The following is a 14,478-nucleotide window of genomic DNA, read 5'->3' on the forward strand; positions in this document are numbered from 1 at the left end:
AATCAGGTGTGGTTCGCGCGTCGCACGATCTGCTCGGCATGCCGCAGCACCGGGGCATCGACCATGCGGCCCTCGAAGGCGAAGACGCCGCGATGCTTCGGCACCTCGTCGAGTACCCTTCGGGCCCAGTCGATTTCATCCGCCGACGGCGCGTAGGCGGCCCGGATGACCGGCACCTGGCTCGGATGGATCGCCACCTTCGCGTCGAAGCCGACGGCGACCGCGTCCAGTGCCTCGGCGCGCAGTCCGTCGAGATCGCGAATGTTCAGATACACCGAGTCGAGCGCGAACTTCCCGTATGCCTTGGCCGCGAGCAGTGTGCTCGACCGAACATGCCGTGCCACATCGCGATAGCCGCCGTCGGCATGTCTGCTGGAGTTGCCGCCGAGTCCGGCAACCAGATCCTCCGCACCCCACATCACCCCGATCGCATTGGGCGCCAGCACCGTGCGCTCGACCGCGACGGCGCCGAGCGGCGATTCGATCAGCGCGATCACCTCGTAGTCGGTGAGCGAGCCGAGTTGTTCGGCGGATTCGGCCTTCGGCAGCATGATCCGCCGGTATTCGGTGCGGGCCAGCGCCGCGAGATCCAACGCGTGCTCGTCGGTGCCGACGGCATTGATCCGGACGACGGTGGTTTCCGGAGCCAGTGGGGTATCGATGAGTGCCTTGCGCGCGCCCGCCTTGTCCCCGGCGGCGACACCGTCTTCGAGATCGATGATCACCACATCGGCCGCCGCGGCGGCCTTCGCATAGCGTTCGGGGCGGTCGGCCGGGCAGAACAGCCAGGCCGGTCCCGGTGGCTGCCAACTCATGCTGGCCTCGATTCCTTGCGCACCAGCGTTTTGCGTATCGCGGTGGCCACGATATCGCCGTGTTGATTGCGCGCGGTATGGGCGAAGGTGACGATGCCCTCGCCGGGACGGCTCTTCGATTCGCGCTTATCGGTGACCACGGTCTCGGCGTACATGGTGTCGCCGTGGAACAGCGGCTTCGGGAAGGCGATTTCGGAGAAGCCGAGGTTGGCCACGATCGTGCCCTGGGTCAGCTGCGCGACCGAGAGGCCGATCAGGGTGGACAGCGTGAACATCGAATTCACCAGCCGCTGGTGGAACGGTGCCAGCTGCTCGCTGAACGCCGCATCCAGGTGCAGCGCCTGGGTGTTCATGGTCAGCGTGGTGAACAGGACGTTATCGGCCTCGGTAATGGTCCGGCCCGGCCGGTGCTCGTACACGACGCCGATCTCGAACTCGTCGAACCACAGACCGCGCTGTACTACCCGGCGCGTGGCGTCGGCGTCGCTCACAGGCCCAACTCCCGCCCGATCAGCATCAACTGCACCTCCGTTGTGCCCTCGCCGATTTCGAGGATCTTGCTGTCGCGATAGTGCCTGGCCACAGCGTATTCGTTCATGAAGCCGTAGCCACCGAAGATCTGGGTGGCATCGCGGGCATTGTCCATCGCGGCCTCACTCGCCACCAGCTTGGCGATCGAGGCCTCCTTCTTGAACGGCTTACCCGCCAACATGAGTGCGGCGGCGTCATAGTAGGCGGTGCGGGCCGCGTGGGCGCGCGCCTCCATCCTGGCGATCTTGAAGGCGATGGCCTGGTTGCGGCCGATGGCCTGGCCGAAGGCCTCGCGTTCCTTGGCGTAGCGCACGCTTTCGTCGACGCAGCCCTGGGCCGCGCCCACCGAGAGCGCCGCGATGGCGATCCGGCCCTCGTCGAGAATGCGCAGGAAGTTGGCATAACCGCGACCGCGCTCGCCGAGCAGATTCTCTTCGGGCACCCGGACGTCGGTGAAGCTCAGCGGATGGGTGTCCGAGGCGTTCCAGCCGACCTTGTTGTAGGCGGGTTCGGCCACGAAGCCGGGGGTGTCGGTGGGGACGAGGATGGTGGAGATCTCCTTCTTGCCGCCCGACTGGCCGGTCACCGCGGTCACCGTCACCAGTGTGGTGATATCGGTGCCGGAGTTGGTGATGAACTGCTTGCTGCCATTGATGATCCATTCGCCGCTATCGGCGACCGCGGTGGTCCTGGTGCCACCCGCATCGCTGCCCGCACCGGGTTCGGTGAGCCCGAACGCGGCGAGGTTGCGCCCGCTGGTCAGCTGCGGCAGCCATTCCTGCTTCTGCTTATCGTTGCCGAAGCGGTAGATGGGCATGGCGCCGAGCGAGACACCGGCCTCCAGGGTGATCGCGACGCTCTGATCCACCTTGCCGAGTTCTTCCAGCGCCAGGCACAGTGCGAAGTAGTCGCCGCCCATGCCCCCGTACTCCTCGGGGAACGGCAGACCGAACAGGCCCATATCGGCCATACCGGCGACGACCTCATACGGGAAGGTGTGGTTCGCATCGTGTTCGGCGGCGACCGGGGCGACCACCGACCTGGCGAAATCACGCACCGTCAGTGCGAGGTCGCGGTACTCCTCGGGCAGGGTGCCGGTGGACAAAAACTCGGTCATGCGGAAGTTCCTTCTCGCTCGGCGGTTTCGGGTTCGGTGGCAGCCGCGGCAATGCGCACCAGCGGCTGATCGAGGCGGACCTGGGTGCCCGGTTCGACCAGGACTTCGACGGTGCCCGCGACCGGTGCGGTGAGGGTGTGCTCCATCTTCATGGCCTCGACCACGACGACCGGCGCGCCCGCGGCCACGGTGGCGCCATTGTCGACCGGCACCGCGATTACCGAACCAGGCATGGGACTGCGGATCTCGGCGTCACCGACGTGTTCGGCACCGCCGCGGACATTCACCTCGGCCACTTCGCGCAGCACCGAGATACCGGATGGTCCGGCGACCCAGAGCTGTCCGTCGTATTCGGCGACGCGGTAGTCCCGGCGCAGGCCGCCCAGCGTCAGGACCAGCACCCCGGAAGCTGCTCCGGTGAATTCGGCACTGAGCGAGGCGGATTCGCTGCTGTTGAGGTGTACTTCGGCGGCATCGGGGGAGCCGGTCAGATAGACGTGTTCGGTGCGGTCACCGCTGGCCAGCCTGATGGTGGTCGGCGCGGCCGTGCCGATGCGCCAACCGGACGGAATATCCCACGGCTCGCTCGGGGCCGCTGGCCAGCGCCGCAGCCAGTGATAGGCGGCGGCGGCGATGAATTCGTCGTCTCCGACCGCGGCGGGCTGGAAGTCGCCGACGCGGCGATCCAGTAGTCCGGTATCGAGCCGGCCCGCGGCCACATCCGGATCCGCCAGCAGGAATCGCAGGAACTCGATATTGCTGGTGACGCCGAGTAACAAGGTATCGCCGAGGGCCCGATCGAGTTTCGCGAGTGCGGCGTCGCGGTCGGCCGCGTGCGCGATGACCTTCGAGAGCATCGGATCGTAATCGCTGCCGACCACGGTACCGATGCGCAATCCCGAATCCACTCGCACGCCAGCGCCTGCGGGCTCGGACAGGTCCAGGACCGTGCCGCCGGTCGGCAGGAAGCCGCGTCCGGGATCCTCGGCATAGACCCGGGCCTCGATCGCGTGCCCGACCAGCCGCAACTCGTCCTGGTTGAACGCGAGCTTCTGTCCGGCCGCGATCCGCACCTGGCACTCCACCAGGTCGATTCCGGTGACCAGCTCGGTGACCGGATGTTCCACCTGCAGGCGGGTATTCATCTCCATGAAGAAGAACTCGTCCGGCCGATCGGCGGAGACGATGAATTCGACCGTGCCCGCACCGACGTAATTCACACTGCGTGCGGTATTGCACGCGGCGGCGCCGATGCGCGCCCGCGTCGCGGCGTCCAGCAGCGGCGAGGGCGCTTCCTCGATGACCTTCTGATGCCGCCGCTGCAGACTGCATTCACGTTCGCCGAGGTGGATCACGTGGCCGAACTGGTCGGCGAGGATCTGCACCTCGATATGCCGCGGGCGGGTGACGAATCGCTCCAGGAACAGGGTGTCGTCGCCGAATGCCGCTGCCGCCTCGCGCCGGGCACTGGCCAGCGCGGCCGGTAGCGCCGCGGGCTCCTCGACCAGGCGCATGCCCTTGCCGCCACCACCGGCCGACGGCTTGACCAACACCGGATAGCCGATATCGGTTGCGGCGTCGATCAATTCGGCGTCGGTGAGTCCCGGTCGGGCGATACCGGGGACAACAGGCACATCGAAGGCAGCGACGGTATTCTTCGCCGCGATCTTGTCGCCCATGACCTCGATCGCCTTCGCGGGCGGTCCCAGGAAAACGATGCCGGCCTCGGCGAGCGCGGCGGCGAAGGCGGCATTCTCGGAGAGGAAGCCGTAGCCCGGATGCACGGCCTGCGCACCGGTGCGCACCGCCGCGGCGACCACCTTCTCGATATCGAGATAGCTCTCCCTGGCCGGGGCCGGGCCGAGGCGCACCGCGGTATCGGCCTCGCGCACATGCCTGGCCTGTGCGTCCGCATCGCTGTAGACCGCGACCGAGCGAATACCCATGGTGCGCAGGGTGCGGATGACCCGCACCGCGATCTCGCCGCGATTGGCGACCAGCACGGTGTCGAATTCAATGGGATGGGATTTGTTCATCATCGCGATCACATCCGGAAGACGCCGTAGGAAACGGGTTCGAGCGGCGCCTGTGCGCACACCGAAAGGGCAAGTCCGAGCACGGTTCTGGTGTCGGCGGGGTCGATGACGCCGTCATCCCAGAGCCGCGCGGTCGAGTAGTACGGATTGCCCTGATATTCGTACTGTTCCCGAATCGGCGCCTTGAATGCCTCCTCGTCCGCGGCCGACCACGGCTGTCCGGAGCTGTCGAGCTGATCCCCGCGCACCGTCGACAGCACCGAGGCGGCCTGTTCGCCACCCATGACCGAGATGCGCGCATTGGGCCACATCCACAGGAAGCGCGGCGAATACGCGCGTCCACACATCGAATAGTTGCCCGCGCCATATGATCCGCCGATCACCACGGTGAGCTTCGGCACCCGCGCACACGCCACCGCGGTGACCATCTTGGCGCCGTGCTTGGCGATACCGCCCGCCTCATAGTCACGTCCGACCATGAAACCGGTGATGTTCTGCAGGAACAGCAGCGGAATCTTGCGCTTATCGCACAGCTCGATGAAATGTGCGCCCTTCATGGCAGATTCGCTGAACAGCACGCCGTTATTGGCGACGATGCCGACCGGGTGTCCGTGGATGCGGGCGAATCCGGTGACCAGGGTCTTGCCGTATTCGGCCTTGAATTCGTGGAATCCGCCGTCGCCATTGGCGCCGCCGTCGACCAGCCGATCGATGACCTCGCGGACGTCATATGGCGTGCGCAGATCGACCGGGACCACGTCGTACAGCTCCGATTCCGGCTTCGCGGTCGCGACGGTCGGCGTCACCTCCCACGGGCTGGCCGAACGGGGGCCGAGGGTGGCCACAATGCGGCGCACGATGCGCAGCGCGTCCTGGTCGTCCTCGGCCAGGTGGTCGGTCACGCCCGATGTGCGCGAATGCAATTCGCCGCCGCCGAGTTCCTCGGCGGTGACCACCTCGCCGGTCGCCGCCTTTACCAGCGGCGGTCCGCCGAGGAAGATCGTGCCCTGATTGCGCACGATGACCGCCTCATCGCTCATCGCCGGTACATACGCACCACCGGCGGTGCACGAGCCGAGAACCGCCGCGATCTGCGGTATGCCCTTGGCGCTCATGGTCGCCTGGTTGTAGAAGATGCGGCCGAAATGCTCCCGGTCCGGGAAGACCTCGTCCTGGCGCGGCAGGAACGCGCCACCGGAGTCGACCAGATAGACGCAGGGCAGCTGGTTCTGCAGCGCGACTTCCTGGGCGCGCAGATGTTTCTTCACCGTCATCGGGTAGTAGGTGCCGCCCTTGACCGTGGCGTCATTGGCCACGATCACGCATTCGCGCCCGGAGATCCGGCCGATGCCGGTAATGATCCCCGCGCCGGGGCATTCGTCGTCGTACATCCCGGTCGCGGCCAGCGGCGAGAGTTCGAGAAACGGGCTGCCCGGATCGAGTAGCTGATCCACCCGCTGCCGGGGCAGCAGCTTGCCGCGGGCCACATGCCGCTCGCGCGCCTTCGCTGGCCCGCCGAGCGCCGTCGTGGTCAGCCGGGCACGCAGATCTGCCAGCAGCGCCACATGCGCCGTGCGATTGTCGACTCCGACCTGTTCGGTCACCGTCATCCCGCCGTCCTGCCATCCAGTTAGTCGCCGATAACTGGAATTCAGGTTAATGTTGATTAACCGAGATGTCCAGGTGTGCAGAAAGGAGCGCGTGTGACCAGCACCGACGCCGTCGCGCTCACCCGCAGGGAACAACTGAAACTGCAGCGAAGGGGGCAACTGCTGGATGCGGGCGCCCGGCTCATCGCCGACCGCGGCTTCCTCGGCATGCGCCTGGACGACCTCGGCGCGGCCGTCGGGATCAGCGGGCCCGCGGTCTACCGGCACTTCCCGAATAAGGAGGCGCTGCTGGTCGAACTGCTGGTCGGGGTCAGCCAGCGGCTGCTCGACGGTGGGAAGTCGGTGGTGGCACGGACCGAATCGGCGCAGGAGGCGCTGGCCGGGCTGGTCGACTTCCATCTGGACTTCGCGCTCGGCGAGCCCGAACTCATTCGGATCCAGGACCGCGACCTGGACAATGTTCCGTCCGGTCCCCGGCGCGAACTGCGTCGCACCCAGCGTCAGTACGTCGAGATCTGGGTGGCGGTGCTGCGGGAGGTGCATCCGGAACTGCCGGAGGAGACCGCGCGGGTGCAGGCGCACGCGGGCTTCGGGTTGATGAACTCCACCCCGCACAGCGCCACCGATGCCACCGCCACCCGGGCCCGGCCGGTCCTGCGTCGCATGGCGCTGTCGGCCTTCGGATAGGCCGGTCCGGCCCGGGCCCGCCGGAATCACCGTGCGGTCCACCCACCATCCATGGTGTAGGACGCACCGGTGACCATGCCCGCATCGGCGGAGGCGAGCCAGCCGACCAGCGACGCGACCTCCTCCGGCTCCACCAGGCGTTTGATCGCACTCTCGGTGAGCAGCACCTGCTCGAGCACCTGCTGCTCGTCGATGCCGTGCGCCTTGGCCTGATCGGCGATCTGCTTGTCCACCAATGGTGTTCGCACATAGCCGGGATTGACGCAATTGCTGGTGACGCCGTGCCGGCCGCCCTCGAGCGCGGTCACCTTGGACAGGCCCTCCAGTGCGTGCTTGGCGGTCACATATGCGACCTTGTACTCCGACGCCCGCAACCCGTGCACCGAGGACAGATTGATGATCCGGCCGAAGCCGCGCTGGTACATCCGCGGCAGGGCCGCGCGGATGAGCAGGAACGGCGCTTCGACCATGAGGGTCATCAGATTCCGGAACCGCTCCGGCGGGAAGTCCTCGATCGGGTTGATGCTCTGCACACCGGCGTTGTTCACCAGGATGTCCACATCCAAGGTGAGCTCTTCCAGTGCGGCGACATCGAGAAGGTCTACCGCCCAGACCTTTCCATTGATCTCGCTGGCCAATGCCTTCGCGCCGATGTCATCGATATCGGCGACGGTGACGGTGGCCCCGCGTGCCGCGAGTTCCCTGGCGCAGGCGGCGCCGATGCCGCTCGCGCCGCCGGTGATCAGTGCGGAACGTCCGGTCAGTTCCCTCATGTGAGCTCCGCTCTCAGGGTATCGGCCGGCGCGACCTGCGCTGCCGGGGATGGTTGGTTTGCCAGGCTTTCCGCATCCGCGTTGTCGATACCCTCCAGCGCGATACCTTTCGTCTCACGGGCGAACAGGACCGCAATGGCGGTGACGGCGGCGGCCGCCGCCAGATATATGGCAATGGGTACCGCGGACTTGTAGGTGTTGAGCAGGCGCACGGCGATGATCGGTGCGAGCGATCCGGCGACGATCGAGGTGACCTGATAGCCGAGGGAAACACCGGAATACCGCATGCGGGTGGGGAACATCTCGGCCATGATCGCGGGCTGTCCCGCGTACATGAAGGCATGGAATACCAGGCCGATAATGATCGCGGCCATGATGATCGCGTTGTGGCCGCTGTCCATCATCGGGAAGGCGAAGAAGCCCCAGGTGCCCGCGGTGAGCGCGCCGATCAGATAGATCGGCCGCCGGCCGAAGCGGTCGGACAGACTGCCCGCCAGCGGAACCATCACGAAATGCACGGCGTGCGCGGCGAGCAGCCACCACAGGATGACCTTGGTGTCGACGTGCACCTGCACCTTGAGATAGGTGATGGTGAAGGTGACCACCAGGTAGTAGAGGATGTTCTCGCCGAACCGCAGCCCCATGGCGGTGAGGACACCGCGCGGGTAGCGCCGCAGTACCTCGACCACGCTCAGCGAATTCGCCTTGATCTGTGCGACTTCCTGCTGTGCCGCAACGAAAATGGGTGCGTCGGTGACCTTGGTGCGGATGTAGTAGCCGACCAGTACGACCACCGCGGACAGCCAGAACGCGACGCGCCAGCCCCAGCTCAGGAACGCCGCATCCGATAGCGTCGAGGTCAGCACCAGCAGTGCGACCGTCGCCAGCATATTGCCGAGCGGCACACCCGCCTGCGGCCAACTCGCCCAGAAGCCGCGGCTGCGGCTCGGACTGTGTTCGGCCACCAGCAGCACCGCACCACCCCATTCGCCGCCGACCGCGAAGCCCTGGATGAACCGGAGCACGACCAGCAGTGCCGGTGCCCAGTAGCCGATCTGGGTGAAGGTCGGCAGACAGCCCATCAGGAAGGTCGCGGATCCGACCAGCACGAGACTGAATTGCAGCAATTTCTTGCGGCCGTGCTTATCGCCGAAATGCCCGAAGACGATGCCGCCGAGCGGGCGCGCGGCGAAGCCAACGGCGTAGGTGATGAATGCCGCGAGGATGGCGTCGAGATCGGCGGTGCCCTTGGCGAAGAACACCTTGCTGAAGACTAGCGTCGCAGCCGTGCCGTAGAGGAAGAACTCGTACCACTCGACCACGGTGCCCGCCATCGAGGCGGCCACCACCCGCCTCAGACCGGCCGGTACACCGCCGGGATCACCGGTCGGCCGTACTGCACTGCGCACGCTCATCGAACATCTCCTTCATGACCGGGGCCACATCATGTTGCGAATGTGACGGCCCCCACATTGCGTGGTCAGGACGAGTATTCGTGCACATATCTGCGGCCGCAATAACCAGTTGTGCAGTGCGCGTCTGCAAGAATGCAGAAATGACTCCGGCTGCCTATCCCAGCGCGGACGATCTGCTGGTTCTGCTCGCCGTTGGGCGCTCCGGGCGCTTCGTCACCGCCGCCGAGGAACTCGGCCTCAACCACACCACCATCTCCCGCCGCATCGCCGCACTGGAGCGCACGCTCGGCGGTCGCGTGCTCACCCGGGTGACCGGCGGGTGGGAGCTCACCGATCTCGGGCGCGAGGCGCTCGCCGCGGCCGAGGCGGTGGAATCGGCGGTCAGATCGCTGGCCACCGATGCCGACGGCACTCGGGTGCTGGAGGGGGTGGTCCGGATTTCGGCGACCGACGGATTCAGTGCCTATCTGGCCGCGCCGGCCGCCGCCGAGGTGCAGCGGCGACATCCGAAGATCGCCGTCGAGATCGTCGCCGCGACCCGTCGTGCCTCCCAGCAGCGTTCGGGTCTCGATATCGAAGTGGTGGTAGGTGAACCACAGGTGCACCGCGCCAAGGCGATTCGGCTGGCCGACTACTGCCTCGGGCTCTACGGCTCCCGCGACTATCTGCGTGAACACGGAACTCCAACGGCCATCGGCGATCTCGCGCGCCACTCCCTGGTCTACTTCATCGATTCGATGCTCCAGGTGGACGATCTGGATCTGGCCAACAGTTTCGCGCCCACCGCCATGCGCGAATCCGTCACGTCCACAAATGTTTTCGTACATGTCGAGGCGACTCGTGCGGCCGCGGGCCTGGGTCTGCTGCCCTGCTTCATGGCCGACCGCCATGACGATCTGGTCCGGGTGCTCAGCAAGGAGGTCTCGGTTCGGCTCACCTATTGGCTCGTCATCCGCACCGAGACGCTGCGTAGGCCGGAGGTGGCGGCGGTGGTGGACGCGATTCAGATTCGGGTTCGGGAGCAGCGGGATATGCTGCTCGGCTTGTCGCAGTGATGGTATCGGCAATGGAATGCGCTGTCGGGCTTGACAACTCGGCGTGTGCTAGCGGTCATTGATAGCTCGCATTATCGAAATGTGATGCGCGCCGCAACGGTAGCGGTCGGGTTGACACCTCGCGGAAAGCCTCGATGTACTCGGTGCGACTTCTTGCATAACCCGTGCCTGCCAACGGGTTCGGGCGAGGTCGTGAAGGGTTGGGGTTCGTGCGGTCCGGCCGGGGCGGGTGCATGCGTCGGCTGTGATCGGCGCGGCATAAATAGGAAAGGTGGGGGACAGTTGTCCGGTCGCCATCGCAAACAACCAGGTAGACACCGTAAACCCGATATCGGACGCAATTCCGCGCGCATGATGGTCGGCGTTGTGCCGATGAGCGTCGCGGTCGCGTATGCCGGTGTCGCGAATGCGGGACAGATCGAATTCATCGCGCCGCAACCGGGTGTGACCACTCCGGCACCGGCGCCGGATGCGCCGAAGAAGCAGCCGGGGGTGACGACGGAGGCGCCGCCGCCGATGGCGTATGTCGCGCCGCAGGATGACCGCCGCGGCGTCGCACCGGAGACCGACTACCTGCCGGTTCGGCAGGTGCCCTCGCCGCGGCCGGTCGCGCCGCTGGAGATGGGCAGCCTGCACGCGCCAGCGCCGTCACCACAGGTTGCGGTGATCGTGCCGGAGCCCGCGGTGGTGCGGTTCGGCGATCTGTCCATGCCCGCACCGGATTTCCTGTCGGCCGAACAGGTCGCGCAGGTGAATTCGATCGGCGCGGGTCCGGAGGCCGAGATCTCCCGGTTCGCGCGCTCGGTCGGTGTCGCGCCGAGCCGCGCCGACAGCGTTGCCTCGGCCGCCATCGCGGGTGCGGCGCAGGGTGCGGCGATCGGATGTGGTGTCGGTGCCGCGATGGGTGCCATCACGATCGTCGCCGCGCCGATCCTTTCGCCGATCGGCTGTGTGTCCTGGGCCTTGATGGGTGGTATGACCGGTGCCCTGGTGGGTGCGGGACAGGGTGGTCTGCGATGAGAAGGTCCGGGATGAAATCGAAGAAGATCGTCGCGACGGCGCTGCTCGCCCTCGCCGCAACGGGTTCGGCCGCCGGCACGGCCACCGCGCAGCCGGTACCGGAGCCCGCCGCGTCGCAGCAGGTCCTCGACCCGTCGGTGCCGGTCCTCGGCACCGATCACGGCATCGGATACACGATGCAGTTCGCCGCGGACGCCAAAGCCGTGACGACGACGCTGGATTCGGGCGCATTCACCGCCACCCCGGACGGGATCGCCATTGCCGACAAGGCCGGTCAGGTGGTCACCACGGTGCCGCTGGTCTTCCCGGCCAAGGGCCGCGATATCGCACTGCAACCCACCATTGATCACGACGGCAAGGCACTGACCCTGCGCCCGATCGATGACCCCGCGGTGGACCCCCAGCCGACCACCTCCCAGGAGCGCTGGAACCAGGAAGTGCAGCGCGCATCATTCGGCGCCCTGATCGGCGCGGGTATCGGCCTGATCATCGGCCTCCCCCTCGGCGGCATCATCCTCTTCCCCATCCCCATGGCCACCGTCGCCATCGGCGCAAGTATCGGCTTCCTGGCCGTAGGCGGTCAGTCCCTGATCGACGCAGGCGTCGCCTACTTCACCGGCCAGCCCTGACCGGCTGCGATCCGCACGAAAATATCAGCGGCCCAGCGCAATCGCGTGCTGGGCCGCTGATATGTCTCGGGTATCTGTTAATCGGCGAATACGTCGTCGATGGCGTCTGCGGTCACCGCACGATCGAGCCAGGTATCGAGTTGGCTCAGGTCGGTGCACATGTCCATGCGAGTAGCCGCGACCTCGGTAATTGTGAAGCCTCGCAGGCGCAGAAGGCTCTGCAGTGCATTGGATGTACCCCTGGCTAAGCCCTCGGTATAGCCGCGGAAGTAGTGACGTCGAGCGAACTCGCTTCGGTACGGACACTCATCCTGCTCCATCAGGCCTCCAAGAGAACGCCGACGCCGGTCAGGGCAATCGTCAGAGCTATTTGGTAATGAGGTCGTCGGCGACAGCAGCATTCCAGGTGCGGTTGAACCATGTGTCGAATTTGTTGTCGTCGGCGCACGCGCTTGTGACCGGAGTATCCAGCTAACGCTCGAGGAGGTCGTCGACTGCGGCTCCGGCGAGGGCCAGGTCGATCCAGCGGTCCAACTGATCAAGGTCTGTGCAGTTGGTGACACGAACTCTGGCCTCTTCCGGAATTGTCGATCCGCGCGCGAAGAGGATTTTGAGTAGCGCCTCGGCTTTACCCTCGGCTTTACCCTCGGCTTTACCCTCGGCCTTGCCCTTGGCCTCACCGTGGGCTTCACCATCGTCGTAGTAGCCCCGGGCGAAGTCGCTCCGGTACTTGGACGTTTTGGTCGTCATAATGCCCTCCAAGAAGTGCCGTGCGGCTTTGGGCAGAACAGCCATTACCAGGTCAATGTACATTCGGCCGGCGGCGTCGTCGATTGGTCAGAATCGCTTCACGGTCCCGATGATTGCGGTGTGCGATCGCCGACAGCACGGCCAGCTCCGGGTTCGACAGGAAAAACCGTTCAGGAGAGCAGGTTTCAGGATGTGGGGGGTTCGGGGGACAGGGTGCCGTCGACCATGCGGTAGACGGCGTCCATGCGGTGGAGGTGGGTGCGGTCGTGGGTGACCAGGAGGGTGGCGGCGGCGTGGGTGCGGGCTACGGTGAGGATCAGGTCGATTACGGCGGCGCCGCGTTCGGTGTCGAGGGCGCTGGTTGGTTCGTCGATGACCAGCAGGGCCGGATCGTTCATCAGGGCGCGGGCGATATTGACGCGTTGGCGTTGGCCGCCGGAGAGTTGGGCGGGGCGCTTGGCGTGCTGGTCGGCCAGGCCGACCGAATCGAGTAATTCCATTGCCTTGGTGCGGGTTTCGCGGCGCTGGGCCGGCGAGGTGAACAGGCGTTGGCCGAGGTGTGACATGGCCTCCAGTTGTTCGACGGCGGTGAGGGCTGGGATGAGGTTCGGCTGTTGGAAGACGATGCCGATGGACGAGCGGCGCAGGGCGGCGGCTTCGCGGCGGCTGAGCGCGGCGAGATCGACTGTCCCCGAAGGTGTTTCGAGGGTGATATGGCCGGAGTCGGGACGGATCAGGGTGGAGACTACGGCGAGCAGGCTGGATTTGCCGGAGCCGGAGGGGCCGGTGATGGCCGCGATGGTGCCGCCGGGAACGTGCAGGTCCACCTGGTTCAGTGCGGTGAGTCGGCCCGCGCCATCGGGATAGGTGAGGGTTGTTTCGCTAACGGTGAGAGCGGTTTTCGTCATGGTCGCGGTGGTCATGCGGGTCTCCGAGAGGTCAGCGGGCCGCGCCGAGCGCGGTGAGCGGGTCGGTGGTGAACAGGAAGCGCAGGGCGAAGGCCGCGCCGAGCAGGCCGAGGACGATCAGGGCCGCCGCGGGCAGCAGGGTGGTCGACAGGCTGAGGACGAAGGGCAGCGCGTCGCCGATGAAGGTGGCCGCGGTGACGGTGATGCCGAGGCCGACGGCGACACCGGCGGTGAGCACGATCGCCGCCTGTGCGATGGCATCGCGGACCAGTGCGCCGGAGGTCGCGCCCAGTGCCTTCAAGGTCGCGATATCGGGCATCCGCTGCACCGTCCACACGGTGAAGAATGCGCCGATCACCAGCGCCGAAATGGCGAACAGCAGCACCGTCATCAAGGTCAGCGAACCGTTTTCGGCCTTATACGAACCCAATGCCGACAGCGAGCCGGAGACGCTGGTCGAGGTGGTATGCGCGGATGCGTTGACAGCGGCCGTATTCGGGATCCCGGACACCGCGAGCACCGTGGCCGCGCCACCACGCGGGCTCACCGACTGCCAGTCGGCGGGTGTCATCCAGACGACGGGGGTATGGCTGTACCAGTCGTCGCCCTGCACCGCGGCGACCTGGAATGTCGACGCACCGAGCGTGACGGTGTCACCGGCGATGGCGTCGAGCGCCTTGGCCGCGCCGGTGCTGAGCACCACCGTGCCGGAATCGGTTGCGACGCGATTGCCGAATGCCGCTCCCGCGGTGCCGAACAACGCTACCTGCGCGGGCTTGGCCTCGCCTCGACCCGATACCGCACCCTCCGTCCGGCCGATGCCGATCGGGTCGACGGTGCCGGTCGAACCAGCGGCCGCCCGCCAGGTCTCGATCTGCTGCGGGGTGAGCGCCGAGGCCTCGAAGGAGGGATCCGCGCCGCTGTCGGCGAAGACGACGGCATCGGCGTGGATCGCCTCGATGGCGGAGATGTTCTGGTGCGCGAGCCCGGCGGTGAGACCGCTGAGAAAGCTCACCAGCAGCGCCACCAGGGTAACGACCAGGGTGATGAGCAGAAAGCGGCCGCGTGCGGCCCGCAGATCCCGGAGTGCGACGAACATGCCTTCACCCTGCCGCGATCTCCCGCGTCCGCC

At 66.4% G+C, this 14,478-nt stretch carries 15 protein-coding genes; 4 read left to right on the plus strand and 11 right to left on the minus strand.

Features of this window, described 5'->3' with window-relative positions:
- Positions 1 to 2 precede the first annotated feature (2 nt).
- The 5 genes from ACWEO2_RS37020 to ACWEO2_RS37040 are packed head-to-tail and all read right to left on the minus strand — an operon-like array spanning position 3 to position 6,109.
- The gene (locus ACWEO2_RS37020; protein WP_452409623.1) at positions 3 to 815 is read right to left on the minus strand and encodes an HpcH/HpaI aldolase/citrate lyase family protein; all 813 of its coding nucleotides are present in this window, start codon (positions 813 to 815) and stop codon (positions 3 to 5) included.
- The gene (locus ACWEO2_RS37025) at positions 812 to 1,306 is read right to left on the minus strand and encodes a MaoC family dehydratase (RefSeq protein WP_354960534.1); all 495 of its coding nucleotides are present in this window, start codon (positions 1,304 to 1,306) and stop codon (positions 812 to 814) included. Before ACWEO2_RS37025 ends, ACWEO2_RS37020 begins: the two co-directional genes overlap by 4 nt.
- Positions 1,303 to 2,463: an acyl-CoA dehydrogenase family protein gene (locus ACWEO2_RS37030; RefSeq protein ID WP_452409624.1), complete on the minus strand. Its 1,161-nt coding sequence runs from the start codon at positions 2,461 to 2,463 to the stop codon at positions 1,303 to 1,305. Before ACWEO2_RS37030 ends, ACWEO2_RS37025 begins: the two co-directional genes overlap by 4 nt.
- The gene (locus ACWEO2_RS37035) at positions 2,460 to 4,502 is read right to left on the minus strand and encodes an acetyl/propionyl/methylcrotonyl-CoA carboxylase subunit alpha (protein WP_452409625.1); all 2,043 of its coding nucleotides are present in this window, start codon (positions 4,500 to 4,502) and stop codon (positions 2,460 to 2,462) included. The genes ACWEO2_RS37030 and ACWEO2_RS37035 overlap by 4 nt, the downstream gene beginning before the upstream one ends.
- Positions 4,503 to 4,507: 5 nt before the next feature.
- Complete coding sequence (locus ACWEO2_RS37040; RefSeq protein WP_452409626.1) at positions 4,508 to 6,109, minus strand: carboxyl transferase domain-containing protein; 1,602 nt, start codon at positions 6,107 to 6,109, stop codon at positions 4,508 to 4,510.
- 93 nt (positions 6,110 to 6,202) lie between these two features.
- Between ACWEO2_RS37040 and ACWEO2_RS37045 the strand changes: the two genes are divergently transcribed.
- On the plus strand, positions 6,203 to 6,796 hold the full coding sequence (locus ACWEO2_RS37045; protein ID WP_452409627.1) for an SACE_7040 family transcriptional regulator: 594 nt from the start codon (positions 6,203 to 6,205) through the stop codon (positions 6,794 to 6,796).
- A gap of 26 nt (positions 6,797 to 6,822) precedes the next feature.
- Here ACWEO2_RS37045 and ACWEO2_RS37050 read toward each other — a convergent pair whose 3' ends face one another.
- Together ACWEO2_RS37050 and ACWEO2_RS37055 are read right to left on the minus strand one after the other, a co-directional pair.
- Positions 6,823 to 7,569 carry a 3-hydroxybutyrate dehydrogenase gene (locus tag ACWEO2_RS37050; protein ID WP_452409628.1) on the minus strand — a complete coding sequence of 249 codons (747 nt, stop codon included), beginning with the start codon at positions 7,567 to 7,569 and terminating at the stop codon, positions 6,823 to 6,825.
- The gene (locus ACWEO2_RS37055; RefSeq protein ID WP_452409629.1) at positions 7,566 to 8,984 is read right to left on the minus strand and encodes an MFS transporter; all 1,419 of its coding nucleotides are present in this window, start codon (positions 8,982 to 8,984) and stop codon (positions 7,566 to 7,568) included. The genes ACWEO2_RS37050 and ACWEO2_RS37055 overlap by 4 nt, the downstream gene beginning before the upstream one ends.
- A 140-nt stretch (positions 8,985 to 9,124) precedes the next feature.
- Between ACWEO2_RS37055 and ACWEO2_RS37060 the strand changes: the two genes are divergently transcribed.
- The 3 genes from ACWEO2_RS37060 to ACWEO2_RS37070 all read left to right on the plus strand — a co-directional run bounded on the left by ACWEO2_RS37060 (position 9,125) and on the right by ACWEO2_RS37070 (position 11,688).
- Positions 9,125 to 10,039 (plus strand): LysR family transcriptional regulator, encoded by a 915-nt coding sequence (locus ACWEO2_RS37060; protein WP_452409630.1) that lies wholly within the window; start codon positions 9,125 to 9,127, stop codon positions 10,037 to 10,039.
- A 282-nt stretch (positions 10,040 to 10,321) separates the two neighbouring features.
- Entirely contained in the window at positions 10,322 to 11,059 is a 738-nt protein-coding gene (locus tag ACWEO2_RS37065; protein ID WP_452409631.1) for a hypothetical protein, read from the plus strand.
- Between the two features lie 11 nt (positions 11,060 to 11,070).
- Positions 11,071 to 11,688 carry a hypothetical protein gene (locus tag ACWEO2_RS37070; protein ID WP_452409632.1) on the plus strand — a complete coding sequence of 206 codons (618 nt, stop codon included), beginning with the start codon at positions 11,071 to 11,073 and terminating at the stop codon, positions 11,686 to 11,688.
- A 77-nt stretch (positions 11,689 to 11,765) separates the two neighbouring features.
- Here the strand turns inward: ACWEO2_RS37070 and ACWEO2_RS37075 are convergent, their stop codons facing one another.
- The 4 genes from ACWEO2_RS37075 to ACWEO2_RS37090 form a co-directional block, all read right to left on the minus strand.
- Complete coding sequence (locus ACWEO2_RS37075) at positions 11,766 to 12,008, minus strand: hypothetical protein (RefSeq protein WP_452409633.1); 243 nt, start codon at positions 12,006 to 12,008, stop codon at positions 11,766 to 11,768.
- Positions 12,009 to 12,159: 151 nt separating this feature from the next.
- A complete protein-coding gene (locus ACWEO2_RS37080) occupies positions 12,160 to 12,438 on the minus strand; it encodes a hypothetical protein (protein ID WP_452409634.1) in 279 nt (92 codons plus the stop codon).
- Between the two features lie 185 nt (positions 12,439 to 12,623).
- Positions 12,624 to 13,346: an ABC transporter ATP-binding protein gene (locus ACWEO2_RS37085; RefSeq protein ID WP_452409646.1), complete on the minus strand. Its 723-nt coding sequence runs from the start codon at positions 13,344 to 13,346 to the stop codon at positions 12,624 to 12,626.
- A gap of 31 nt (positions 13,347 to 13,377) precedes the next feature.
- The gene (locus ACWEO2_RS37090) at positions 13,378 to 14,445 is read right to left on the minus strand and encodes an ABC transporter permease (protein WP_452409635.1); all 1,068 of its coding nucleotides are present in this window, start codon (positions 14,443 to 14,445) and stop codon (positions 13,378 to 13,380) included.
- Positions 14,446 to 14,478: the final 33 nt, after the last annotated feature.

The sequence above is a fragment of the Nocardia sp. NPDC004278 genome (assembly GCF_053602975.1).